Genomic DNA, 26,038 nt, shown 5'->3' with positions numbered 1-26,038 from the left:
GACGGGTTCCTGCGGAGCGCGCTGTAGCAGACGTTGCAGATCTTCTCGCCGAGCAGCGAGTAACGGCCCGCGCTCGAACGCCCGCAACGGTCACACGTCTGTGACGGCGTAGCCGTCATCGGCCTGGATCGGCGGGACGATGAAGTCGCGCACGCACAGGACGAAGGTCCCCGATCGCCGTGTCACGCCCCCGCCCAGTGCCCGTCTTCTTCGCCGCTGCCGGTCGCGCCACGACAGTGATGAGGTCGTTCGGCTGGCATCCGAAGATGCGGCACAGCGCCGCAAGAACTTCGACGTTCAACCGCTCCGGTGCTTTGGTGACCAGTCGATACACCTGCTCGCGGGACAAGACGATGCCCTGCTCGCGCAGCGGCGCGAGCAGCTCCGTGGTCTGGAACATCCCAGCCTCGGCCATCAGAGCACGCAGGTGCCAGTCGATCGGCCCCTTCGAGTCAGTCCCCATCACGGTCCTCCGTGTTCCTCTTGAGCGCATCAGCGAGCACCCGGTTCTTATAGTCGTCCCCGACAGACGTGTAGATCGCCGTCGTCGAAGCGAACGTGTGGCCCACCTGATCCTGCACGAACTTCTCGCTGTAGCCCCACTCGATGAGGTTCGTCACATAGGTGTGCCGCAGCGAGTGCAGAACCAGCTCTTCCGGAAGTCCGGCTTCGTCGCGCAGCTCGGCGAAACGGTCGTTCAGGTAGCGGCCACCGATTCTGGTCCTGCGCTCCGTCGGCCAGAGGATGTCCGTCTCCCAATCACCGACCACCCGCGGCCGGCCCTGGTCCACCCAATGGGTGAGGCCGTCAACGACCCAGTCGAACTCGGGCAGAGTCAGCACGGTCCGTCGCTTCGGACCGGTGCCCCGACTGCCCTTCCCGTGCCGGACATACACCGCTCCGAAACTCCCGAACCCCGGGGCCACCGGGTTCGACCGCAGATCGGCAACGTCGAGCCCAATGCACTCGGAACGCCGCAGCCCAAAGGCGTAGATGGTCTTGAACATCTGCGCGTTCCGGAGCGCAGCAAGCGCACCCTTCCTCCTGGCACGTACGATCGCCTCGACCCGAGCATCCGCAGCATCGAAGAACCGCTCCAGCTCATCGAAAGTGAGGGCACGTCGCCCGGGATCCCCCTCATGGTCGAGCAGGTGCGAGATCGTGTTCCAGTCATGGCAGATCTGCTGCGGCGCATCCCCGAACCGAGCCAGACACTCCGCCTGCCAGCCGTACCGCGGGTCAGTGAGGAAGTCGCAGAACAGACGGATCCTCGTCTGATACCCCCGAATCGTTGACCGCTTCAAGGGACCCTTGCCGGGTCGCACGCGCACTGAATAGTCCTCGAGATCCCGCGGCTGCCACTGCCACGGGTACGCCGCGCAGAACTCGGCGAAATCCTCGATGAACCGCCGGCGCGAATCGATGGTGGTCGCCTGCAAACCGCGACTTGTCTGCTGGTTCGCCCAGCCATCCAGCATCGACTCGAAGACGTACTTCCCCTCATCGAGGGCGACGACATTTCCTGTCAGCCGCAGCGAAGAGCGACCATCAACATCTGAACCAGAACGCACCCCTCCATGGTTGCAGCAGTTGCATCATTGTTGCAACCACTCTCCATGATCTTCACCCGCAGAGGCTGTTGGACACGTTCGTGAAGCACCACCCCAGCAGGCAAGAAGGTGACTTGGTAGCCGAATCACCCTTGTCGGCACCATACGCGACAGCCACGCCGCCCGTGATCCACTCCTGGGCTCGGCGGCCAGCTCCCGCCGAGCCTCCTGCCGCGACCGAGAAACTCCAGATCAACCATGCAATCGCAAGCAAGTGATGCATCTGATGTCGATACTGCTTGGTCCCCATTCGATGCCGAAGTGACCGAACAAGGCGACGGCGCCGCTGAGGGTGAGGGAGACGGTGCGGCCGGTGGAGTGCACGTGCGGCGTGGTCAGGTGCATGCCCATCATCTCGGGCGGCACGACCAGAGCGGTGTACCGCTGGTTCTCGAGGCGTTCGATCGGGTCGAGGCAGTCGCTGGTCCAGATCCGGTCGGTGCGATCCAGGATGCCGAGGTCCACCCGGGCACCGCCGGAGGCGCAGCTCTCGATCTCCAGGCCCGGGTGCGCGGCCTTGAGGTCGTCGATCAGGCGGTACACCGCGAGGGTCTGGGCGTGCACGAGCGCCGCCCCGCCGGGACCGGCGGCCGCGTCGACGAGGTCGCGGTTGTGATCCCATTTCACGTACGCGATCGGGTACGCGGCGAGGATGTCGGAGATGACGCCCAGGATGTAGGCGTACGCGTCGGGGTGCGCGAGGTTCAGGACCTGCTGCTGGCGTGCGGAGGGCGGCAGCTCGGTGCGGCCGCGGAGGATCCAGTCGGGGTGCGCCAGGGCGAGGTCGCTGTCGGGGTTGACCATCTCGGGTTCGAACCAGAGCCCGAAGTCCATGCCCTTCGCCACGACGTGGTCGGCGATCGGGTGCAGGCCGTCGGGCCAGACGGTGTCGTCGACGTACCAGTCGCCGAGGCCGGCGGTATCGTCGCGGCGGTGGCGGAACCAGCCGTCGTCGAGCACGTACCGTTCCACGCCGAGCTCGGCCGCGGCGTCGGCGAGGGCGATCAGCTTCGGGAGGCGGTGGTCGAAGTACACCGCTTCCCACGTGTTGAGCGTGATCGGCCGGGGACGGGTCGGATGCTGCGGCCGCGCCCGCCACTCGTCATGGAACCGCGCCGCGAGCTCGTCGAGGCCGTCGCCCCACGACCCCAGCAGTTCGGGAGACGAGATCTCCTCACCCGGCGCGAGACGGATCTCCCCCGGCAGGTAGAGCTCGCCGGCTCCGAGGAAGGACTCTCCGGTCGGGACCCGCTCCGCGAAGATCCGCGAGTTGCCGCTCCACGCCAGGTGCACCCCGTGTACACGGCCCCGTTCGAACCCGAACCCCGGGACGCCCGCGGCCAGCAGCAGGGTGGCGTCGGCACCGGGGCGGCCGCGCCGGGACTCGCGCAGGTGCGTCCCGAACGTCAGCTCGTGACGTTGGGCGGACCGCTCCCGCAAGTGGCGGCCCGTCGTGTCGAGGATCTCCGTCGCCTCCCACGGCAGGGGGAGCGTCACGTGCAGCGCCTGCACCGTGTAATGGCCGTCGCCGTCGTTCCGCAGGGTCGTCCGGGCGCGCACGAGGCCCGAGGGCGTCACACGCAGTTCGTAGCGCGCCGACACGCCGGCCTCGCTGTCGGCGAGTTCCACCTCGAGCGCGTCGCCCGAGGTGCGCGTCTCGACGACGGTGAACAGCGCGCTGACGCCCGCGCCGTCGCGGTGGCCTTCGAGAGCGGGGGTGCCGGCCCACCCCGAGGCCGCCGTCGTGACTACCCCGAGGCGCACGGTGTGGTCGAGCCCGCCCGAGATGCGCTGCAGGCGGGATGCGGTGGCCAGCGAGACGAGCGTCTCGCGCGGCGCATCGCCCAGGTCATCGCCCCAGTGGACGATCGCGGGGACCGCTCCGGGCTGCAGGTCGACGACGACGCTGGTGCCGCCGGAGCGAAGGTGGACGACGGTCTCGTCAGCGGAAAGGACGCGCATGCTCCCAGTGTGTCAGGAGTCTGGGAACGTGCACACACGTTCGATGCGCATCACGTGCGGAAGAGCTCCGCCATCGCGCGGTCCGTCCCGTCGCGGCAGCTCGTAGAGGTCGAGCATGAGCTGCACCGGGTAGTCGATCCGCTGGGCGACCGTCTTCACCCACCGACCGTCGATGAAGAACCGCAGCCGATCGGGAGACCAGTCGACGGCGTACTCGTGCAGCGTGGTGAGGTCGCCGTCGATGCGGATCCTCTCGACGTCGTCGCGCAGCCGCGGGTCATGGTGGGCCTTGACGCCGACCCCGACCCATCCGCCGGTGTCGTCCACCTCCGATCCGAAGATCTCGGCGATGCAGATCTCCCCGGATTCCTCGGGCGAGTCCTCGAACCCGATCGGCCAGAACGCGACCATCGCGTCCGGATGCCGCACCGCGGCGAGGCGTGCCGCGATCACCCCGAAGCGGGGTAGCCACAGGCGCCGCTCCACCTGGGACTCGCGGACGACCAGCCCGTCGCGGAAGCGGTGCTGCCCGGCATCCGATCCGACCTCGGCGGTGGCCTGCCCGGTCTGCAGGTGCGAGACGCGGACGTCACCGTCCCACTCCGGCGCCCACGGTTCGGTGTCCGCGTCGATGCGCAGCTCGAGGCCGCCGTCGACCCGGTACCGGGCCGCCGTCCGCGAGCGCGACGACCAATGCGGCAGGTGATGCGGCCACCACCGCTCCGCGTCGAGAGCGTCACCTGTGAAGCGCTCGTCGACATCGGGGGTACGTCCGGTCAGATCCAGCGGCGACATGTCGAGCACCCACCTCCGGAAGGTGAGGATGCCGCCGCGCCACGGCTCCGATCCGATGCCGCGTTCCTCGAAGCCGGCTCGGGCGCACAGCGCGTTCGAGGGGGCGTTGTCGACGCCGGGATACGCGGTGAGGAGCGTTCGGGTGCCGTCACGACGCACCTCGGCGATCAGCAGGCGCAGCGCCGCGGTGGCAACGCCGCGCCCCTGGAAGCCGGGGAGGACGCTCCACCCGGTCTCGAAGGCGGGGGTCCCCTCCTCGTCGACGGGCCAGAATCCGATCGCACCGGCGGGCTCGCCGTCGACGTCGATGCGGTACATCGCTCCCGGTCGATCGGACCACGTGCGCACGTACCGGTCGTGCCGGTCGTCAAGCTGCTCCTCGGTCTCGGGGCCGCCCAGATATGACGTCATGGCGGGTGTGTTCAAGAGCGTCAGCAGGCCGCGGTCGGCGGCATCCCATCGGGCGAGTGTGATCATCGAAGCCTCCGGGGCGAGTCTGCCAGGGCGCCCCGACATCGACCGGTGTAGGCGGAGCACAAGTCAGGCCGACGACGTCCCTCCTGCATCTTGTCTCAACCGGACAACGCCTTTGGTTCGCTGTTGGAGGACTCCTACCGTTGTGGTCGAACTTCCCTGTCCCGTCGCCGATTCGGCGTCCTCAGAAAGGCCAGTGATGACCGACACCGTCGTCCGCTCCTCCACCCCCGCCGCCGACAAGCGCACCCCCGCTGGCGGCGCCCCCACCGCGCCCCACACCGCCGACGAAGCGCACGAGCCCCGCATCGACATCGACGCCGTGGGCGCGATGCTCCGCGGCACCTGGGGAGACACACGCCTCACGGTGCGCGAGCTCATCAAGGACCCGGCCTACTGGCGCATCGACGGCCAGAGCGTCGCCGAGCACCGCGAGCGGGTCATGGATCAGGTGCGACTGCTGGCGAAGAACGGCGGCTCGACCCGCGCCCTGCCGAAGGAGTACGGCGGCGAGGAAGACAACGGGGCCAACCTCGCCGGGTTCGAGGAGCTCGTTCTCGCGGACCCGAGCATGCAGATCAAGTCCGGCGTGCAGTGGGGGCTGTTCGGTTCGGCCGTGCTGCAGCTCGGCACGAAAGAGCACCACGACACGTGGATTCCGGCGATCCGCGACGCGGAGCTCCCCGGCGCCTTCGCCATGACCGAGATCGGCCACGGATCGGATGTCGCCGCGATCGGAACGACGGCGACCTACGACCCCGAGACCGAGGAGTTCGTCATCCACACGCCGTTCCGCGCGGCGTGGAAGGACTACCTGGGCAACGCCGCGAAGCACGGACAGGCGGCGACCGTCTTCGCACAGCTCATCACGAAGGGCGTGAACCACGGCGTGCACTGCTTCTTCGTGCCGATCCGCACGCCCGACGGCGAACTGCTCCCGGGCGTCCAGAGCGAGGACGACGGGGTCAAGGGCGGGCTCAACGGCATCGACAACGGCCGGCTCGCGTTCGACCACGTCCGCGTGCCGCGGACGAACCTCCTCAACCGCTACGGCGACGTCGCTCCCGACGGCACCTACTCGAGCCCCATCGAGAGCACGGGCCGTCGCTTCTTCACGATGCTCGGCGCCCTCGTCCAGGGCCGCGTCTCCCTCGACGGCGCCGCCACGATCGCCTCGTCGCTCGCGCTCTACATCGCCGTCACCTACGGCAACCAGCGCCGGCAGTTCGACTCCGGCGCCGGCACCGACGAGGTCGTTCTCCTCGACTACGGCAAGCACCAGCGCCGCCTCCTGCCGCTCCTCGCGCAGAACGTCGCCCAGTACTTCGCGCACGACGAACTGCTGCGCACCTTCGACGGCGTCTTCGGCGGCACGTCCGACACCCCCGCCGAGCGCGAGAACCTCGAGACCCTGGCGGCCGCGCTCAAGCCGCTCAGCACCTGGAACGCGCTGCAGACCATCCAGGAGGCGCGCGAGGCCTGCGGCGGGTCGGGCTTCATGGCCGAGAACCGTCTCGTGGGGCTGCGCTCCGACCTCGACGTCTACGTGACCTTCGAGGGTGACAACAACGTGCTGCTCCAGCTGGTCGGCAAGCGCCTGCTCGCCGACTTCGCGAAGCAGTTCAAGGGGGCGGATGCCGCTACCCTCGCGAAGTTCGCCGTCGGCCAGACGGCGGGCAAGGTCTTCCACGGCGCAGGGCTCCGCAGCCTCGGGCAGACGGTCGCCGACTTCGGCTCGACTGCGCGCTCGGTCGAGCTGGGGCTCCGGGCCGAGCAGCAGCACGAACTGCTCGCGGGACGCGTCGAGCAGATGGTCGCCGACATCGCCGGCGCGCTGCGCCCGGCATCCAAGCTCCCCGCGGCCGAGGCTGCGGCGCTGTTCAACACGCACCAGGCCGAGCTCATCGAGGCCGCGCGGGCGCACGGCGAGCTGCTGCAGTGGGAGGCGTTCTCGGATGCGGTGAAGGCCACCGAGGATGACGGCACGCGGCAGGTCCTCACCTGGCTGCGCGACCTCTTCGGTCTGCACCTCATCGAGAAGCACCTGGCCTGGCACCTCATTAACGGACGTCTGTCGACGCAGCGCGCCGCCGCGGTGTCGAAGTACATCGACCGCCTCTGCGCGCGGCTGCGTCCTCACGCGCAGGACCTCGTCGACGCGTTCGGGTTCGCGCCCGAGCACGTGCGCGCACCGATCGCCTCCGGCATTGAGCGGCAGCGGCAGGACGAGGCGCGGGCTCACTACGCCGACCTCGCGGCTCGCGGTGAGGCACCCGTGCCGGAGAAGTCGCTCAAGAAGAAGTGAGCGTCGGGGGCCGTCGGTAGCCTGACACGCGTGGAACTGCGTGTCGGGCCCGACGGCCTCCTTCGTTGCGGCTGGGTCGGCGACGACGCCGAGTACCGCCGCTACCACGACGAGGAGTGGGGGCGCCCGCTGCACGGCGACCGGGCGTTGTTCGAGAAGATGAGCCTCGAGGGGTTCCAGGCGGGGCTCTCGTGGATCACGATCCTCCGCAAGCGCCCGAGGTTCCGCGAGGTGTTCGCGGAGTTCGACCCGGTGACCGTCGCCGCGTTCGACGAGGCCGACGTCGACCGGCTCATGGCCGACGCGGGCATCATCCGCAATCGCGCGAAGATCCTCGCGACGATCGGCAACGCGCGGCTCGTCACAGAGATGGCCCCGGGCGAACTCGACGCGTTCATGTGGTCGTTCGCCCCGGCATCCCATCGGCGACCGGAGACCTTCGCCGAGGTCCCCGCCACGACGGCGGAGTCCGACGCGATGTCAAAAGCGCTGCGGGGGCGCGGGTTCCGCTTCGTGGGGTCGACGACGATGTACGCCCTCATGCAGTCGACGGGCATGGTCGACGACCACGTGAGCGGGTGTCACCGGGCCGGCTGCTGACCGCTTGCCCCCGGGGGTGTGCGCGAGGATCATGTGGGGACGGCGGGCGGAGAGGCGGACATGGCGGAGCACGAGATCACCGACGTCGACGGGCCGGCATCCGACCTTCCCGTCGCCGACGCGCACGACGTCATCCGCGTCATCGGGGCGCGCGAGAACAACCTCACGGGCGTCGACGTCGAGATCCCCAAGCGCCGCCTCACCGTCTTCACGGGGGTGAGCGGGTCGGGCAAGTCCTCGCTCGTGTTCGGCACCATCGCGACCGAGTCGCAGCGCCTCATCAACGAGACGTACCCGACGTTCGTCCAGCAGTTCATGGCGCAGCTGTCCCGTCCCGAGGTCGACGGCCTCGAGAACATCAGCCCCGCGATCATCGTCGACCAGGAGCGGATGGGGGCCAACGCGCGCTCGACCGTCGGCACCGCGACCGACGCGTACGCGATGCTCCGGCTGCTCTTCAGCCGCCTCGGCGAGCCGCGGGTGGGGTCGCCGCAGGCGTTCTCGTTCAACATCCCGACCGTGCCCGGGTCCGACGTCGTCACCGGCGGCATGTGCCCCCGCTGCGAGGGACTCGGCGAGGTCAGCGACGTCGACCTCGACGAGCTCTTCGACAGCTCGAAGTCGCTCGCCGAGGGCGCGATCACCGTCCCCGGCTACAACGTCGACGGCTGGATGGTCCGGATCTTCACCGAGTCGGGGTTCCTCGACGCGGCCAAGCCCATCGCGCAGTACACCGAGCAGGAACGCGCCGACTTCCTCTACAAGGAGCCGACCAAGGTCAAGCTCCAGAACATGAACATGACCTACGAGGGTCTGGTCCCGAAGATCACGAAGTCGTTCCTGCAGAAGGATCGGGAGGCGCTGCAACCCCACATCCGTGCGTTCGTGGATCGCGCCGTCAAGTTCCTCCCCTGCCCCGAGTGCGGCGGCAGCCGACTGAACGAAGGCGCACGCTCCTGCCGGATCGGCGGCGTGAACATCGCCGACGCCGCCGCGATGCAGATCACCGACCTCGCCGCGTGGCTCGACACGATCGATGCGACGACCGTCGGGCCGCTCCTGTCGGGGCTGCGCAAGGTCATCGCGTCGTTCGTCGACATCGGCCTCGGGTACCTGTCGCTCGACCGCTCGTCGGGGACCCTGTCCGGCGGCGAAGCGCAGCGGACGAAGATGATCCGTCACCTCGGCTCCGCGCTGACCGATGTCACCTATGTGTTCGATGAGCCCACCGCGGGACTCCATCCCCACGACATCCAGCGCATGAACGACCTGCTCCTCCTGCTGCGCGACAAGGGCAACACCGTCCTCGTCGTCGAGCACAAGCCCGAGGTCATCGCGATCGCCGACCACGTCGTCGACCTCGGCCCGCACGCGGGATCGCGCGGCGGGCGGATCATGTACGAGGGGGACGTCGCCGGGCTCCGGGCATCCGACACCCTCACGGGACGGCACCTCGATCACCGGGCAGCGCTGAAGACCTCGACCCGCCCGGCGACCGGTGCGCTGCAGATCCGCGGCGCCACCCAGCACAACCTCACGGGGGTGGACGTCGACATCCCGCTCGGTGTCTTGACGGTCGTGACCGGCGTGGCCGGGTCGGGCAAGTCCTCCCTCATCCACGGCAACGTCCCGTCGTTCGACGACGTCGTCGTCGTCGACCAGTCGCCGATCAAGGGGTCGCGCCGCTCCAGCCCGGCGACGTACGAGGCGTGCTCGATGCGATCCGCACGCGTTCGCGAAGGCGAACGGGGTGAAGGCCTCGCTGTTCAGCGCGAACTCCGAGGGTGCGTGCCCGGCCTGCAAGGGGCTCGGGGTCATCATCACGAACCTCGGCTACACGCAGAGCGTCGAGACGCGCTGCGAGGTCTGCGAAGGGTCCGGCTTCAGCGAAGCGGTGCTCGAGTACACCCTCGACGGCAGGAACATCGCCGAGGTCCTGGCGATGTCCGCCGAGGAGGCGCACGGGTTCACGACCGGACCGGCCAAGACGACGCTCGGTCGCATGATCGACGTCGGTCTCGGCTACATCACCCTCGGTCAAGCGCTCAACACGCTCTCGGGCGGTGAGCGGCAGCGGTTGAAGCTCGCGATCGCCATGGCGAAGAAGGGGGCGGTCTACGTCCTCGACGAGCCGACGACGGGGCTTCACCTCGCGGACGTCGACAACCTGCTCGCCCTGCTCGACCGATTGGTGGATGCCGGCAACTCCGTCATCGTCATCGAGCACCACCAGGCCGTCATGACGCACGCCGACCACATCATCGACCTGGGTCCCGGCGCCGGTCGCGACGGCGGTCGCATCGTGTTCGAGGGGACACCGGCGGCGCTCGTTGCCGACCGCAGCACGCTGACGGGCGAGCACCTGGCCCGCTACGTCGGCGCGGGCTGAGTCGACCGAACCGAAGAGCATAAGTGGGGAGAACTCCCCACGTCACGCGCTCGCCCGAAATTGGTCCCTCGCTTAGGCTTTACCGCGTCCACACGCCGTGTCGTCCGGTCCATCCATCGGGCGCGCACGGTCCTGCGAACTCGTCTGCCCGGGGGGAGTCAGAACGCTCATGAAGTCCTTCGCCTGGCTCCGTTCGCGGCCCCGCACGATGGCATCGATCGGCGCCGTGACCGCCGCCGTGGTCGCCATCGGTGTACTCGCGCTCACCTACGACGGCGAGCCGACGACCGAGGTCGAACTGAACGACGGCGGCGTCTGGCTGACGAAGCAGACGAGCCTGCTGGTCGGGCACTTCAACAACGAGTCGCGCCTCCTCGACGGCGGCCTCCGCACGCTGTCGCAGGAGTACGACATCCAGCAGGCGGGCAACCGCGTCCTGGTCACGGACCAGGCCGAGAACACCGCCACGGCGATCGACCCGGCTCGTGTCGTGCTCTCCGACAAGGCCGACCTGCCCTCGAACGCCCAGGTCGTGCTGGGCGGCCCGACCGTCGCGACGATGGACGAGGGCGGAGCGCTGCGTGCCGCGCCGTTCACCTCGCTCGCCGCCGTCGGCAAGGAAGCCGGTGATCCGATCGCCGAGCTCGGCCGGGGCGCCGCGGTCACGGTCAGCACGGCCGGCCTCGTCTACGCCGTCTCGGCCGAGAAGGGTGTGCTCTACGCCTATGCGCCGGATGCGCAGGGGGCGTTCGTCCAGACCGCCGAGCGCGAGCTCGAGGGCATCGAGAAGAACGACGAGCTCGCGATCACCTCCGTCGGCGGCGTGAGCGTCGTCCTCGACCGCACCTCCTCGACGCTCTACACGAGCGACGGGCTCGTGACCCAGGTGCCCGACGAGGCGATCCTGCAGCAGCCCTCGAACGTGACCGACACCGTCACGCTCGCGACTCCCACCCAGCTGGTGCGCGTCCCGCTCGCGGGCGGCGACCCGGTCACGACGGATGCCGGTGACGGCGGCGCTCCCGCGCAGCCGGTCTACGTCGCGGGGTGCGCGTACGGGGCCTGGTCGGGCTCCGGCTCCTTCGTCCGCAACTGCGTCGGCGACGAGGACGATGTGACCAAGACGGTCGAGGGGATCGACCGCTCGAGCCAGCTCCGCTTCCGCGTGAACCGCGACGTCGTGGTCCTCAACGACATCTTCGGCGGGTCCGCCTGGATGGCCAGCGACGCCCTCCAGCAGGTCGACAACTGGGAGGACCTCACGCCGCCCGAGGGCGAGGGTGAGGAAGAGGAGGAGACGACCGAGGAGACAGTCCAGGCGACGCTCCCCGAACGCACCGAGAAGAACACCCCGCCGGTCGCGGAGAACGACCGCTACGGGGTGCGTCCGGGCCGCACGACGGTGCTCCCCCTGCTCGAGAACGACCTCGACGCGGACGGCGATGTGCTCGTCGCGAAGGTCACAGGCGACCCGTCGATGGGTGAGATCACGCCCATCTACAACGGCACGGCTCTTCAGATCGCGCTGCCCGAGGATGCCGCGGGGACGACCTCGTTCCGGTACGAGGTGTCGGACGGTCGCGGCGGCAAGGACACGGCGCGTGTCGACCTCGAGGTCCGGCCGCTGAGCGAGAACTCGGCGCCCACGCAGAAGCGCAGGACCGCGATCACCGTCGAGCAGAGCGGTGTCGTGTCCTTCAACGTCCTTAGCGACTGGATCGACCCCGATGGCGACGACATTTTCCTGCTCGATGTCACCCCGGACGGCGGGGATGAGGCCGAGTTCACCTCCGACGGGCAGATCACCTACCGGGCGATCGGGGGCATGCAAGGGCGCAAGGACGTGCCCGTGGTCGTGTCCGACGGCAGTGACTCCACCACGGGGGTGGCGAGGATCGACATCCGGCCCCTCGGAACGACGATCCCCGTGACCAACGCGGACCACGTCGTGACACGACCCGACCGTCCCGTCACAGTGCGACCGCTGACCAACGACACCAGTACCGGAAGCGAGCAGCTCCGGCTGACGCGAGTGGACGACGTCGACGGCGGCACGGTGACCCGTGATTATCCCGACAAGTCGTTCACGTTCGAGGCTCCGAACACCGGCACCTACTACGCCACGTACCTCGCCTCTGCGGGCGCGAACTCCGCTCCCGGCATCGTGCGCATCGACGTCCTTCCGGACGAGGATGCCGACGTCGCGCCGATTGCGGTGCGTGATGTCGCACTCCTCCCCGCAGGCGGCGATGTGCTCGTCAACGTGCTGGGCAACGACACGGACCCGGCCGGCGGCATCCTCGTGGTCCAGTCGGTCACCGTCGACGAGGACAGCGGGATCGCCGCGGCGGTGCTGGGACACGAGACGATCCGCGTCAGCGACCAGGCGTCCCTGGACAAGCAGGTGCGGCTGACCTACACCATCTCCAACGGATCGCAGTCCGTCACGGGCGAGGTCATCGTGATCCCGGTGCCCGCCCCCGAGAAACTACGCCCGCCGATCGCCGTCGACGACGAGGTCGTCGTCCGCGTCGGCGATGTCGTGACCATCCCCGTGATGGAGAACGACTTCCACCCGAACGGCGACGAGATCCACATCTCGCCCGAGCTCGTGCCGCCGCTCATCGATGAGGCCGACGGCGACCTCTTCGTCTCCGAGGACACTCTCCGCTTCCGCGCGGGTCCCGAGCCCAAGACGGTCAACGCGACCTACGAGGTCGAGGATTCGACGGGCCAGCGGGATGCCGGTTACGTCACCATCCGCATCCTCCCGCGTGACGACGACGCGAACGCCGCGCCGCGCCCCCGCGACGTGACGGTCCGCACCCTCAGCGGCTCGGGTGTGCAAGTGGCGATCGATCTCGACGGGATCGACGCCGATGGCGACTCGGTGGAGCTCGTCGGTCTCGCATCTTCTCCGAAGAAGGGCCGTGTGTCGGCCATCGACGCCGACTCGTTCACGTACACCGCATTCGAGGAGTCGGTCGGTGTCGACCGCTTCCAGTACCGCGTCCGTGACAACCTCGGTAAGGAGGCGACGGCGATCATCGAGGTCGGCATCGCGCCGGCCGAGTCGACCAATCAGGCGCCGTACGCCGTGCGCGACACCATCACGATGCGGCCCGGCCGCACCGTCGCCGTCGACGCGCTCCAGAACGACTCCGACCCTGACGGTGACAAGTTCGGATTCGCGGAGAATGCGGTGAAGGTCGCGGACGTCCCGGGACTGAGCGCGGAGGTGTCAGGACAACAGCTCCTCATCGCGGCGCCCGACGAGCCGATGCAGACCAGCGTGCTGTACACGATCGCCGACGAACGCGGACTTCGCGCGACGACCTCGGTGCAGATCACCGTCGACCCGGACGTGCCGTTGGCCCGGCCGATCGCTCGCGACGATCGGGTCCGGGCGGAGGACGTGGCCGAGGACGGTACCGTCGTCGTCGACGTGCTCGAGAACGACGACGACCCCGACGGCACCCGTTCGGCGCTGGAGGTCGCGCTCGGCGAGGGCGGAGAGAACGCGCGTGTCCTCTCAGGCGGTCGGGTGAGTCTCTCTGTAGGTGACGAGCGTCAGCTCATCACCTACCTCGTGACGGACGAGGACGACCAGGTCGCCGCAGCCTTCATCCACGTCCCGGCACTCGCCGATCTTCCGCCGACGCTGATCTCGGCGGAGGGCGTCACCGTCAAGAGCGGCGAGACGATCGAGCTTCCGCTGTCGGACTACGTCCGTGCGTCCGGGGGGCGCGACGTGGTCATCACGGAGACCGAGAAGGTGACTGCCGCACACAGCAACGGTGCGGGACTCGTCAAAGATGAGTCGACGCTCGTCTACACCTCGGCCGACCGCTACTTCGGAGCGGACGCGTTGACCTTCGAAGTCACCGACGGCAATGGACCCGATGACGCGGACGGCCGCAAGGCCACGCTCACCATCCCGATCACGGTGACCCCACCCGACAACGAGCCCCCGACCATGATCGGTGCGTCCGTCTCGGTTGCGCCGGGCGAGGACCCGGCCACGCTCGGTCTGCGGGAGCTCGTCACTGACCCCGATCCGGGCGACATGGACAACCTCACGTTCGCGCTCGCCTCCGACCCGCCGGCTGGTGTGAGCGCCTCGGTCGACGGTCAGTCGTTGCAGGTGTCCGCCCAGCCCGACGTCGCGAAGGGCACGCGCTTCTCGCTCGCCGTCCGCGTGACCGACAACGAGACCGAGCCCGTGGAGGCCAACATCCAGGTGACGGTGACCGCGTCGACGCGCGAGTTGCCCTCGGTGAACGACGATGTCGTCCCGCAGGCCGACCAGGGCGAGACCGTGTCCCTCAACGTCCTCGAGAACGATGTCAATCCCTTCCCTGACGCACCGCTCGAGATCGTGAACACGCAGATCGAGACGGGTGAGGTGACCAGCGTCGATGTCTCGGGTGGCACGGTCCGAGTGACGACGGGCAGTGAATTCGTCGGCAACGTCGTCGTCCGCTACACGGTGCAGGACGCGACACAGGATGCCGACCGCCGGGTCGACGGCCGGATCCGCATCACGGTACAGGGCCGTCCCGACGCGCCCGGCAAGCCCACCGTGACGGCGGTGGAGAGCCGCACCGTCGTCCTCAGCTGGACGCCGCCGGTCGACAACGGCCGCCGTATCGAGGGCTACACGGTCACCTCGACGGCGGGCGGCTACACCCGCGAGTGCCCGTCGACGACCTGCACGCTGGACGGCCTGACGAACAACGTCGAGTACAACTTCGTCGTGACCGCGACCAACAGCGTCGGCGAGTCCGACCCGTCCGTTCCGTCCGAGACCGCGCGGCCCGACGTGCGGCCCGACCAGCCGGCGCCGCCGACGCTGCAGTTCGGCGACCGCAGCCTCGACATCGCGTGGAAGACCCCGCGCACCGAGGGCTCGCCGGTGGAGAGCTACACCCTCGAGATCTCCCCTGCGCCGCCATCGGGCGTCGCGCAGAAGACCGGCCTCACGGGCAACACGCACCGCTGGGAGGGCCTGCAGAACGGCACCGAGTACCAGGTGCGCGTCCGCGCCCACAATCGCGCGCCCGAGCCGTCGGACTTCTCGCAGTGGTCCGCCGGTGAGATTCCGGCCGCCCCTCCGTCGGCCTCGGGCGCTCCCACAGTGGCGCGCCTCGAGCCGGTGGGGAACCGCGCGCAGATGCGCGTGTCCTGGAACCGGCCCGCTGAGAACGGCGACGCGATCGGCGGGTACGAGCTCCGCGTGATCCGCGGCGGCAACGTCGTCGACACGATCGCCGTGCCCGCCGGGCAGACCAGCCAGGCCGTCGTCGTCGACACGTCGCAGTCCGACTACACCTACGACGTCCGCGCGCAGAACAAGGCGGGATGGGGCGATCGAAGCCCGCAGTCCGCGCCGCGCCGCGCCTTCACGCCGCCGAGTGCGCCGACCAACGTGGTCGCACGTGAGGGCGACAACCTGATCGACGTGCAGTGGCAGCCAGCCAACGGGAACGGCGCGAACGCGAACGAGATCCAGTACCAGTACAACGTCGGCTCCGGCTGGCGCGCCGACTGGGCCTCCGGCGGCGGCTCGGGCACCAGCGGCCGGATCGCCAACGGCGTCGTCGCGAACAACAATGCGTACACGGTTCAGGTCCGCGCCGTCGCGACCGCCGATGGGACGACATACGAGGGCCCCGCATCCGCCCCGTCCAACCAGGTCGCGCCCTATGGTCAGATCGGCAGCCCCACGGCATCAGCACGCGCCGGCGCGACGAACGTTGAGGTCAGTTGGACGCTGCCCGCGGCGAACGGTCGTCCGGTGTCCGGCACGGTTCGGATCACGGGTGACGTGAACGAGACCTTCGACGTGACAGGCAATGGGTCGAAGCCCTACAACCCTGGATTCAGTAAGACGGTCAAAATCGTGGTTATCGCTCGGGCGGAGGGGAGCGAGAACACAAGAGCCGAATCGTCCGCGCGCACACAAGACGCGCCGCCGCCACCTCAGCCGCGCGTGTGGGTCACGCAGGGCGGAGCCGCGGGCAGCTGCGTGAACGGTTGTCGGTTCTACACCGTGAACTGGGAGAACCTCAACATCGGTTCGCACCGGGTGTCGTGCGTCAACGACCGCGATGGCGCCTTCTCGACCTACACGATCAACTTCGACGGCAGGGGCTCGCAGCAACTGGGCTGCTACGCCGGCCGCGACGGCTACAACGTGTGGGTTGACATCCAGGGTTGGGGCGACGGCGTCGACACCGAGAAGACCTTCTGGCCGCGGCCGTGACCCCCTTCGAGAGCAAGGACTGAACGAATGAGCATGACCCCCGAACAGGCGGCCTGGTTCCGCGACACGTTCACGCGTCTCGTCGACAACGTCGACCAGGCGCTGATGGGCAAGCGCGAGGTCGTCGGCCTCGTCCTCGCGGCGATGCTCGCCGAGGGACACGTGCTCCTCGAGGACGCGCCCGGTACCGGCAAGACCAGCCTCGCGAAGGCGCTCGCCGCCAGCGTGCAGGGCACGTCCACCCGCATCCAGTTCACGCCCGACCTGCTGCCCTCCGACGTGACGGGTGTCACGATCTACGACCAGCAGAACCACAAGTTCGAGTTCCACAAGGGACCCGTCTTCGCGTCGATCGTGCTCGCGGACGAGATCAACCGCGCCTCGCCGAAGACCCAGTCGGCGCTCCTCGAGGTGATGGAGGAGTCGCGGGTCACCGTCGACGGCGTGCCCCACGAGGTGGGCCGTCCGTTCCTCGTCATCGCGACGCAGAACCCCATCGAGCAGGCGGGCACCTACAAGCTGCCCGAGGCGCAGCTCGACCGCTTCATGATCAAGACCTCGATCGGCTACCCGTCGCTCGCCGTCGCCGAGCGTATCCTCGCCGGCGAGGTCGACCGCAACCCGTCCGGCAAGCTGAGCCCCGTCATCACGACCAAGGCCGTCGCCGACATGGCCGACCTGGCCGCATCCGTCCACGTCGACCCCGCCGTCGCGCGGTACGCCGCCCAGCTCGTCGAGGCGACCCGCGAGTCGGATGCCACGAAGCTCGGCGTCTCGGTGCGCGGCGCGATCTCGATGATGCGGATCGCGCGCGTCGTCGCGGCATCCCAGGGACGTCACTACGTCATCCCCGACGACGTGAAGGCGCTCGCCGCACCCGTCTGGACCCACCGTCTCGTCCTCGACCCCGAGGCCGAGTTCGCCGGCACGACCTCGGAGTCGGTCATCGAGCGCGCGCTGGGCCAGGTCGAGGCACCCCTCGCGAGGGCGTCGGCCTGATGACGATGACGCCGGAGACGGTGGCCGCGGCGCCCGACGCGCCCGGCCCCTCCGGCGTGCCCGCAGACGCCCCGGACGAGACCACCGACGCGCCCCAGCTCGCCCCCCGTCAGGCGACGCGGTGGGAGAAGGTGCGGGAGGATGCCGGGGTGTGGGCGCGCCGCGCCGGGGCACGCTTCGCGGTCATCGCGGATGTGATCCAGGTCACCGGCTGGGTGGTCATCGCGGCCGCGATCGTCCTGTGGATCACCGCGTTCGCCCTCGGATGGCAGGAAGCGTTCGTCGCCGCGGTGGTGGCCACGATCCTCGCGCTGCTCTGCGCTGTCTTCCTCTTCGGCCGCACCGCCTACGACGTCGACCTCGACCTGACCCGCACCCGCGTCGTCGTGGGGGAGCGTGCGGTCGGCGCGCTGACCCTCGCGAACCGCACCTCGCGGTCGCTGCTCCCCTCGGAGGTCGTCCTGCCCGTCGGCGCCGGCCGCGGTCTGTTCCAGGTCCCGCGCCTGGCCGCGGGAGCAGAGCACGAGGAGCTCTTCGCCATCCCGACGACCGCCCGCGGCGTGCTCGCGGTCGGCCCCGTCAGCGTGCTCCGCGGAGACCCGTTGGGCCTGTTCGAACGAACCCACGATCGCCGGCAGGCCGTCGACCTGTTCGTCCACCCCCGCACGCTGCCGCTCGACGGCCTGTCGCTCGGCCAGATGCGCGACCTCGAGGGCCTGCCCGACCAGCACCTCGCGCGCGACGACGTGTCGTTCCACGCGCTGCGCGACTACCAGCCCGGCGACGACCTGCGCCACGTGCACTGGAAGTCGACGGCGCGCACCGGCACGCTGATGGTCCGCGAGTACGAGCAGACCCGGCGCTCCCACTTCGTCGTCGCCCTCTCCACCCACCCCGGCGAGTACCGCGACCCGGAGGAGTTCGAGACCGCGATCTCGGTCGCCGGCTCGATCGGCCTGCGCGCGCTGCGCGACTCCCGCACCCTCGACGTCCGCACCTCGGCGGGCAAGATCCGCGCCGAGACCGGACGCCGCTACCTCGACTCCCTCGCGGCCATCGAGCCCAGCAAGCCCCGCGAGGGCGGGATCGTCGCGCTCGCCGGCATCCTGGCCGCGCATTCCCCGGATGCCGCCGTGGCCGTCCTCATCTGCGGGTCCACGGTCGACGCGGGGCAGCTCCGGCTCGCCTGCTCGCGCGTGCCGTTCGGTGTGCGCACGCTCGCGATCATCGCGGACAGCCGCCTCGACGCCCCGGCCCTGCGCCGCGTGGGCGACGCGGACGTCGTGGCCCTGGGCGAGCTCGACCAGCTCCCGAACGCGATCCGCAAGGTCCTGTCGTGAACCGGCTGCGCTTCCTCCTGCTCCCCGGGTCGACGTGGCGTCGCCTCGTCGCCGACGTCGGCGCAGTCGTCCTCCTCCTCGCCGTCGGCATCGTCGGCTTCGCGGCGACGTTCGAGGGCGCGACCTACCTCGTCGCCGCCGTCGGCGCCCTCGTCGTCGGCATCGCCCTCGCGTGGGTCGGCGCGAGGTGGCGCTGGGGGGTGCTGACCCTCGCGGGTGCGACCGTCGCCGTGTACTTCCTGCTCGGCGGCGCGCTGGCCCTGCCCGCCACGACGTTCCTCGGCGCCATCCCGACCCTCGAGACGTGGCGTCAGCTCGCCTTCGGCATCGTGACGGCGTGGAAGGATCTGCTGACCACGGTGCCCCCCGTCGCGTCCGACGACGGCCACCTGATCGTCCCGTTCCTCATGACGCTCGTGGCGTCGGTGCTGACCGCATCGCTCGCGCTGCGGCTGCGTCGGCCCGCGTGGGCGCTGATCCCGGCATCCGCCTTCATCGCCGGCGAGATCCTGCTCGGCACGGCGCAGACCGTCGCCCCGATCGTGCAGGGTGCCCTGTTCGTCATCGTCGCCGTCATCTGGTTGGCGCTGCGCACCCTGTGGAGCCCGGAGCGCACCGCGGTCGAGGCCGCGACCCCCGGGGCGGATGCCTCGCGTGCCGCACGCCTGCGCCGCCTCGTCTCGGGCGGGGTCGTCGTCGCCCTCGCGACCGGAGCGGGGGCGGCCGTCGCGGCGACCGCCGCCCCGCCTACGCAGCGCTACATCCTGCGCGACTTCGTCGTGCCGCCCTTCGACATCCACGACTACGCGAGCCCCCTGCAGTCCTGGCGCGGCTACGTCCGCGACTTCGAGAGCGAACCCCTGTTCACGGTGAGCGGCCTGCCTGAGGACGCTCGGGTTCGGCTTGCGACGATGGACGCCTACGACGGCATCGTCTACAACGTCGCCGAGGACGGCGCGGGCTCGTCGAGCGCCTTCACCCCCGTCCGGTCCAACATGTCGCCGCAGGCGAAGGGCGACGAATCGACCGTGCGCGTCGACATCGAGAACCTCGACGGCGTGTGGCTGCCGTCGGTCGGTTCCGCCCACGAGATCACCTTCGCCGGTGATCGGGCGAACGACCTGCGCCGCGGCGCGCACTTCAACGACGGCACCGGCACCGCCGTCGTCACCTCCGGTGTCCACTCCGGCGACCAGTACACGATCGACACGACCGTGCCTGTGGAGCCGACGGACGAGCAACTCGCCGACCAGCAGTTCGCCCCGCTGAAGATGCCGCGGCAGACCGGCATCCCCCGGTCCCTCAGTGAACTCGCCTCGGACGCCACGGAAGAGGCCGAGACCCCGATCGAGCGGGCGCGCGCGCTCGAGAGCTACCTGCAGAGCGAGGGCTACTTCAGCCACGGTCTCGCCGACGACGTCTACTCGCCCTCCGGTCACGGAGCCGCACGGATCACGATGCTCGTCTCGAACGAGCAGATGGTCGGCGACGACGAGCAGTACGCCGTGACGATGGCACTCATGGCGCTGCAGCTCGGGATGCCCGCGCGGGTGGTCATGGGCTGGTACCCGGACGAGGGCGAGCAGGACGGGAGCGGGGTCTTCACCGCCACCGGCGACAACATGCACGCCTGGGTCGAGATCGCGTTCGAGGATGCCGGATGGGTGACCTTCGATCCGACCCCCGACGAGGACAACGAGCCGAGCCAGCAGAACACGAAGCCGCGCGCCAACCCGAAGCCGCAGGTCCTGCAGCCGCCGCCGCCCGCGCAGGAGCCGGCGGAGTTGCCGCCGGCGCTCGCCGAGGAGCGCGACCAGGACGAGGAGGAGCCTCCGGGGCTCGACTGGCTCGGACCGGTGCTCCTGTGGACCGGGATGGGTCTCGGCACCCTCCTGCTCCTCCTCTCGCCGTTCCTCGTGATCGGCGGGGTGAAGGCCGCCCGCCGTACCCGCCGCCTGCGCGCCGAGCGCACCGCCGACCGGGTGTCGGGCGGGTGGGATGAACTCGTCGACCGCGCGGTGGACTACCGCGTCGCGGTGCCGCCGGGGTCCACGCGCGCCGAGAGCGCTCGCGCCGTGGGGGAGACCTTCGACGGTCCCCGCGTCGCGACCCTCGCCCAGCGCGCCGACGCCGAGGTGTACGGCCCGGGCGACCCCACGCCGGAGGACGTCGACGCGTTCTGGCGCGAGGTCGACGAGATCGTCGCGGGCATGGCGGGCGGTGCCACGTTCTGGCAGCGGCTGCGCGCCCGCCTGAGTCTGCGGTCGCTGCGACGGGGTGGGATCCGGCGAACGGCGCGACGGCCATGACCGCCCGCGTGCCCGCGTCGATGCGCCACCGCATCCTCGCCGTCGTCATCGACTCCGCGATCGCGGCCGCCGTGAACGGCATCGCCGTCGGCGTCGTGTTCGCCCTGTCGATGGTGACCGCGGTCCCGATCTTCTGGCTGCTGCCCGTGCTCGCCGTCGTCAGCACGGCCTGGTTCCTCGTGCACACCGGGATGCAGGGCGGTCGCGGCTCCCTCGGCATGCGCTTCATGGGGGTCCGGTTGGCCCACGCCTCCGACGACGCCGAACTCGGTTTCGGGCGCGCGCTCGGTCGCAACCTCCTCTGGGGCCTCACGGCGAGCATCGTCGTCGGGTTCTTCTCGCCGCTGTTCGACTCCTCGCGCTGGCGGCGCGGGTGGCACGACCTCGCCTCGGGCGCGGTCGTCGTCGACGTGGCACCCGCCCCGCGCCCGTCGGCCCCCGTCGAGCAGTCCCCGTCGGACGTGCGGCCCGCGCCGCTCCCGGCGGTGCTCGCGGCCACGGTGCCGCCCGCCCCCTCGGGCGCCGTCCGGCCCGTCGGCGCGCCGGCATCGGGCCCTCTGCCGCCGCCCTCGTGGGCCCCGGCACCCGTCCCCGCGAACCGTCGCATCCCGCGCACCCTCCCCGTCGACGTGATCTCGACGGTCCCCGGCGTCCCGCACCGCGACGGCCGGCCCGCGACGGCCGAGCGGGTCGCGCCCCCGGTGATCGCGATCCTCGGGTGGGATGACGGCACCCGGCACACCGTCTACGAGCCCACCCTGTTCGGTCGCGGCCCCGGTCAGCAGCCGGGACGGCGCAGCACCGCGGTGCGCGACGAGACGCTCTCGCTGTCGAAGACGCATTTCGAGATCCGCGCCGACGACGAGGGCACGTGGGTCGTCGACCGGCATTCCCTCAACGGGGTCGTCATCGTGCGGGCCGGCCAGCCGCAGCGCCTCATGCCGGGGCGAAGGGCGCGCGTGTGGTCGGGCGACGTCCTCGAACTCGGCGACCGGCGGCTCACGGTGGAGAGCGCCCGGTGACGGCGATCGACGTCCGCGTCGGAGCGGCGACCCACCCGGGGCTGCGTCGCCGTGTGAACGAGGACTCGCACCTCGCGGAGTACCCCCTGTTCCTCGTCGCCGACGGGATGGGCGGCCACGACGCCGGCGCCGCCGCGAGCGGGGCGGTCGTCGCCGCGTTCCGCGCCCTCGTCGGGCGGGACTCCGTCGGCATCGAGGGGATGCGGGCCGCCCTGTCGCGTGCCCGCGTCGCCGTCGAGCGCATCGGGTATGCGGGGCGCGCGGCGGGTACGACCCTCAGCGGCGTCGCGATCACCGAGGTCGGCGGTCACGGGTGCTGGCTCGCGGTCAACGTGGGCGATTCGCGCACGTACCGCTTCGCGGACGGCGAGCTCGAGCAGATCAGCGTGGACCACTCCGTCGTGCAGGAGCTCATCGACGCGGGCGAACTGACCGGCGACGCCGCCGGTCGTGATTCGCGCCGCAACGAGATCACGCGCGCGATCGGCGGCGGCAGCGGCGGCGAGGCGGACTTCTGGCTGCTCGCGGCCGAGGCGGGGGATCGCATCCTGGTCTGCTCGGACGGGCTCTCGGGCGAGGTGCCCGAGGAGCGCATCACCGGCATCCTGCGCGACGTCGTCGATCCGCAGGATGCCGCGACCCGCCTCGTCCACGAGGCGATGCTGCACGGCGGACGCGACAACATCACGGCCGTCGTGGTCGATGCCGTGCGCGTCGCGGGGCAGGATGAGGGGGAGACGACGCCCGGCCTCGGGTCGTCGGACGCCGACGAGGACACACGGCCGCGTGCAGCGGCAGGAGGAGACGCCTGATGCGCGCAGTGCGGTATCGGCCCGACGGCAATGCCGAGGCGTGGCGTGCGGCGGTGACCGGGTCGGCGCTCGCCGTGCTGCCCCCCGCGGTCACGCCGCACGCCGTCGAGGGCGTGTGGCGCCGTCTCGAGGGCGGCGGCATCGGCGCCGTGCTCGACTCGCTCACCGGCGCGTTCGGCACCTCGCTCGCCGCGATCCCGCCGTTCGGCCTCGCGGTCGCCGAGGGTGACGGCGTCCGCGTCGCGGTGCGCGGCCCCGTCTCGCTCGTCGTCGAGACGGCGGACGGCGTCGAAGAGGTGTCGGGAGCGGGTGTCGCGACCTGGACCGAGCGGTTCCTGCCGCGCGCCGTCCGGGTGAGCGTCGACATCGGTGCGGGATCGGATGCCGACCTGCTGCCCATCGAGTCGGGGGTCGTGCCCGCGGCCCAGATCGTCTTCGACCTCGTCGCGCGCGACGCCGCCCCGGCGGCCGCGCCCGTCGAGGCCCCCGCGTCGCCGGTGGCCGAGCCTGCGGAGGTGGCCTCGTCGGCGGCGGATGTACCCGAGAGCGACGTCGCGGAGTCGGACGCCGCGGAGCCGGAAGCGCCGGAGCCGGATGCGGCGGAGCAGGAGCCCGACCCGACCGCCGCCGAATCGGAGCCCACAGAATCGGCCGCGCCCGAACCGCACGCCGCAGCGCCGGAGCCCGCGAAGCCGGGCCCCGCGGAGCCGGACCACGACGCCGTGGCGGAGGACGTCGGCGAGACGATCGCCTCCTCGCGCACGCTCGCGAAGGAGTCCCCGCCCGCGCCGCCGGCAGTACCCGGGCTGGTGACCGGGGTGCCTCCCGTGCACACGCTCGGCGGGTCGCCGGTGTCGACCCCCGGCATCCCCGAGGCGACCCGCGCGCCCGACGGGGGCGTGACCATCGCCGGGATCGACGAGGACCCCGTGCTCGGGGCGACCATCGCGAGCCCGCGCACCGCCGCGCCGGTGCCCGCGCTGCCGCCGTTCGTGCCGCCCCACCTGCCGGCCCCGCCGCTGCCCGGCACCGCCGAGCTCGGCGATCACGACGGCGCGACGGTGTCGGTCGCCGAAGCCCGCGCGATGCGCGCGGCATCCGCCTTCGACTCGATCGAGGACGTCCCGCCGCGCAGTCCGTCGCGCGGACGCATCCGCCTCGCCGACGGGCGGGTCATTGAGCTCGAGCGCACGGTCATCGTCGGTCGACGCCCGCGCTCGACCCGCCCCGCCGAGAACGAGCTGCCCACGCTCGTCGCGGTCGACGGACCGCAGCACGACATCTCGCGCAACCACGTCGAGATCCGCGCCGAGGGTGAGCACGTGCTCGCCGTCGACCTGGCGAGCACCAACGGCACCGTCCTGCTGCGCGGCGGACACGACCCCGTGCGGTTGCACCCCAACGAGCCGACCATGGTCATCGACGCGGACGTGCTCGACCTGGGCGACGGTGTCACGCTGACCTTCGAGGACCTGCCGTGAGTGCGAAGCGCGCTCCCGCCGCGCCGCCGCAGCTCCCCGGTTTCTCGTACGTCCAGGTCCTCGGCTCCGGCGGCTTCGCCGACGTGTACCTGTACGAGCAGGCCCTACCGCGCCGCCGCGTGGCGGTGAAGGTGCTCCTCGCCGAGAAGATGACCGGCGGCGCCGTCGAGCAGTTCCAGGCCGAGGCGAACGTCATGGCGATGCTCTCGACGCATCCCGCCATCGTCACGATCTACCAGGCCGGGGTGGCCGACGACGGCCGGTCGTACCTCGTCATGGAGTACTGCTCCAAGCCGAACCTGCAGGTGCGCGCCCGCTCGGCGCCCATCTCGGTCGCCGAGGCGCTGCGTGTCGGCATCCAGGTCGCCGCCGCGGTCGAGACGGCCCACCGCGCCGGCATCCTGCACCGCGACATCAAGCCCGCGAACATCCTGGTCACCGAGTACAACCGTCCCGCGCTGACCGACTTCGGCATCGCGACGACCGCCGATGGCCGCGATCCTTCCGCGGGGATGTCGATCCCGTGGTCGCCTCCGGAATCCTTCGCCGACAACCCCGAGTTCACGGTGCAGTCCGACGTGTGGGCGCTGGGCGCCACGGTCTACAACCTGCTCGCCGGCCGTTCACCCTTCGAGGTGCCCGGCGGTCGCAACGGCGGCGCCGACCTGATCCGCCGCATCGACTCCGAGCCGCTCGCGCGTCCGGAGCGACCCGACGCTCCCGCATCCCTCTTCCAGGTGCTCGAGCGGGCGATGGCCAAGCGCCCGGTGGACCGGTTCGAGTCGGCCGTCGCCTTCGCCCGCGCGCTGCAGAAGGTGCAGATCGAGCTCGCGCACTCGGTCACCCCGATCGACATCCTCGACGATGCGCCGCCCGTCGAGGAGCAGGAGGAGGACGGCGAGCTCACGCGCGTGCGGGGCATCGTCAGCATCGATCCGCACACCGCACCCGCCGCAGGGCCCACGTGGGAGCGTTCGGCTCTCGCCGCCGGTTTCGGGACGGGCCCCGACGCGACGGTCCAGCGCGACACCTCGGGTTGGGCGCCCGGTGGCGCGCCCGCCGACACGGGAGCGGACGCCACCGTGCTGCGCCCGCCGACTGCCATCCCGCCGGCCGCGCCGGTGACGAGCGAGGTCGACGAGGGCACGATGCTGCGTGCCCCCCAGCGCACAGCGGCCACCCCCGCGGCGACCCCCGCGTCGACGGGACCCGCGCCCGCCACTGCCACGACCGCGCCGCCGGCGCGCTCGCGCAAGGGGCTGTGGATCGGCCTCATCGCGGCGGCCGTCGTCGCGGTCGTCGTGGTCGGTGCGGTCCTCGTCGCCTCGGCACTGGCGCCTCCCGCCGAGGTGGCGGACCCGCAGGAGACGACGACGACCGCCCCCGAGCCGCAGGACCCGGTGGCGGACTTCATCGCCGCGCCGGAGAAGAGCGACAACACGATCCGAGGCGGCGAGGTGATCTTCCGCTGGGTCAACCCCGATCCGCAGGAGGGCGACACCTACGTCTGGCAGCGGGTGCGTCTCGACGGCGGCGAGGCGGCCGCCGAGAACGTCGCGGAGACGAGCGTCGTCGTCCCGCTCGACGGCGACACGCAGGTCTGCATCGACGTCAGCGTACGGCGCGAGAACGGCGCGACGAGCGACGCGACGCGCCTCTGCGCCTCGTCCTGAGG

At 70.7% G+C, this 26,038-nt stretch carries 14 protein-coding genes and 1 pseudogene; 11 read left to right on the top strand and 4 right to left on the bottom strand.

What is annotated here, in order from left to right; genetic code table 11:
- Positions 1 to 115: 115 nt before the first annotated feature.
- From AB0P29_RS07980 to AB0P29_RS07965, 4 genes are all read right to left on the bottom strand, one after another.
- Entirely contained in the window at positions 116 to 463 is a 348-nt protein-coding gene (locus tag AB0P29_RS07980) for a helix-turn-helix transcriptional regulator (RefSeq protein WP_061015168.1), read from the bottom strand.
- Positions 453 to 1,571 (bottom strand): tyrosine-type recombinase/integrase, encoded by a 1,119-nt coding sequence (locus AB0P29_RS07975; protein ID WP_233486705.1) that lies wholly within the window; start codon positions 1,569 to 1,571, stop codon positions 453 to 455. The genes AB0P29_RS07980 and AB0P29_RS07975 overlap by 11 nt, the downstream gene beginning before the upstream one ends.
- Positions 1,572 to 1,802: 231 nt before the next feature.
- A complete protein-coding gene (locus AB0P29_RS07970; RefSeq protein WP_363379326.1) occupies positions 1,803 to 3,572 on the bottom strand; it encodes an alpha-galactosidase in 1,770 nt (589 codons plus the stop codon).
- Positions 3,573 to 3,584: 12 nt separating this feature from the next.
- On the bottom strand, positions 3,585 to 4,844 hold the full coding sequence (locus AB0P29_RS07965) for a GNAT family N-acetyltransferase (RefSeq protein ID WP_363379325.1): 1,260 nt from the start codon (positions 4,842 to 4,844) through the stop codon (positions 3,585 to 3,587).
- A gap of 196 nt (positions 4,845 to 5,040) precedes the next feature.
- On the opposite strand from AB0P29_RS07965, the gene AB0P29_RS07960 reads away from it, so the two are divergent.
- The 11 genes and pseudogenes from AB0P29_RS07960 (at position 5,041) to AB0P29_RS07910 (ending at position 26,036) form a co-directional block, all read left to right on the top strand.
- Positions 5,041 to 7,146, top strand: coding sequence for an acyl-CoA dehydrogenase (locus tag AB0P29_RS07960; RefSeq protein WP_363379324.1), 2,106 nt, complete (start codon positions 5,041 to 5,043; stop codon positions 7,144 to 7,146).
- 30 nt (positions 7,147 to 7,176) lie between these two features.
- Positions 7,177 to 7,746 carry a DNA-3-methyladenine glycosylase I gene (locus tag AB0P29_RS07955; protein ID WP_363379323.1) on the top strand — a complete coding sequence of 190 codons (570 nt, stop codon included), beginning with the start codon at positions 7,177 to 7,179 and terminating at the stop codon, positions 7,744 to 7,746.
- A 60-nt stretch (positions 7,747 to 7,806) separates the two neighbouring features.
- A pseudogene (locus tag AB0P29_RS07950) lies at positions 7,807 to 10,135 on the top strand (excinuclease ABC subunit UvrA).
- Positions 10,136 to 10,304: 169 nt separating this feature from the next.
- On the top strand, positions 10,305 to 16,400 hold the full coding sequence (locus tag AB0P29_RS07945) for an Ig-like domain-containing protein (RefSeq protein ID WP_363379322.1): 6,096 nt from the start codon (positions 10,305 to 10,307) through the stop codon (positions 16,398 to 16,400).
- A 27-nt stretch (positions 16,401 to 16,427) separates the two neighbouring features.
- A complete protein-coding gene (locus AB0P29_RS07940) occupies positions 16,428 to 17,399 on the top strand; it encodes a MoxR family ATPase (RefSeq protein ID WP_064003569.1) in 972 nt (323 codons plus the stop codon).
- Entirely contained in the window at positions 17,399 to 18,739 is a 1,341-nt protein-coding gene (locus AB0P29_RS07935) for a DUF58 domain-containing protein (protein WP_363379321.1), read from the top strand. Before AB0P29_RS07940 ends, AB0P29_RS07935 begins: the two co-directional genes overlap by 1 nt.
- Positions 18,736 to 21,048: a transglutaminaseTgpA domain-containing protein gene (locus tag AB0P29_RS07930; RefSeq protein WP_363379320.1), complete on the top strand. Its 2,313-nt coding sequence runs from the start codon at positions 18,736 to 18,738 to the stop codon at positions 21,046 to 21,048. The genes AB0P29_RS07935 and AB0P29_RS07930 overlap by 4 nt, the downstream gene beginning before the upstream one ends.
- The gene (locus AB0P29_RS07925) at positions 21,045 to 22,070 is read left to right on the top strand and encodes an RDD family protein (RefSeq protein WP_363379319.1); all 1,026 of its coding nucleotides are present in this window, start codon (positions 21,045 to 21,047) and stop codon (positions 22,068 to 22,070) included. Before AB0P29_RS07930 ends, AB0P29_RS07925 begins: the two co-directional genes overlap by 4 nt.
- Positions 22,067 to 22,882, top strand: coding sequence for a protein phosphatase 2C domain-containing protein (locus tag AB0P29_RS07920; protein WP_363379318.1), 816 nt, complete (start codon positions 22,067 to 22,069; stop codon positions 22,880 to 22,882). The genes AB0P29_RS07925 and AB0P29_RS07920 overlap by 4 nt, the downstream gene beginning before the upstream one ends.
- On the top strand, positions 22,882 to 24,363 hold the full coding sequence (locus AB0P29_RS07915; protein WP_363379317.1) for an FHA domain-containing protein: 1,482 nt from the start codon (positions 22,882 to 22,884) through the stop codon (positions 24,361 to 24,363). Before AB0P29_RS07920 ends, AB0P29_RS07915 begins: the two co-directional genes overlap by 1 nt.
- Complete coding sequence (locus tag AB0P29_RS07910; protein ID WP_363379316.1) at positions 24,360 to 26,036, top strand: serine/threonine-protein kinase; 1,677 nt, start codon at positions 24,360 to 24,362, stop codon at positions 26,034 to 26,036. The genes AB0P29_RS07915 and AB0P29_RS07910 overlap by 4 nt, the downstream gene beginning before the upstream one ends.
- Positions 26,037 to 26,038 lie beyond the last annotated feature (2 nt).

This window comes from Microbacterium sp. NPDC080220, assembly GCF_040686395.1.
Lineage (GTDB): Bacteria > Actinomycetota > Actinomycetes > Actinomycetales > Microbacteriaceae > Microbacterium > Microbacterium gawkjiense.
Note: the sequence above shows the minus strand (reverse complement) of the source record. Positions and strands in the feature narration are given on the sequence as shown.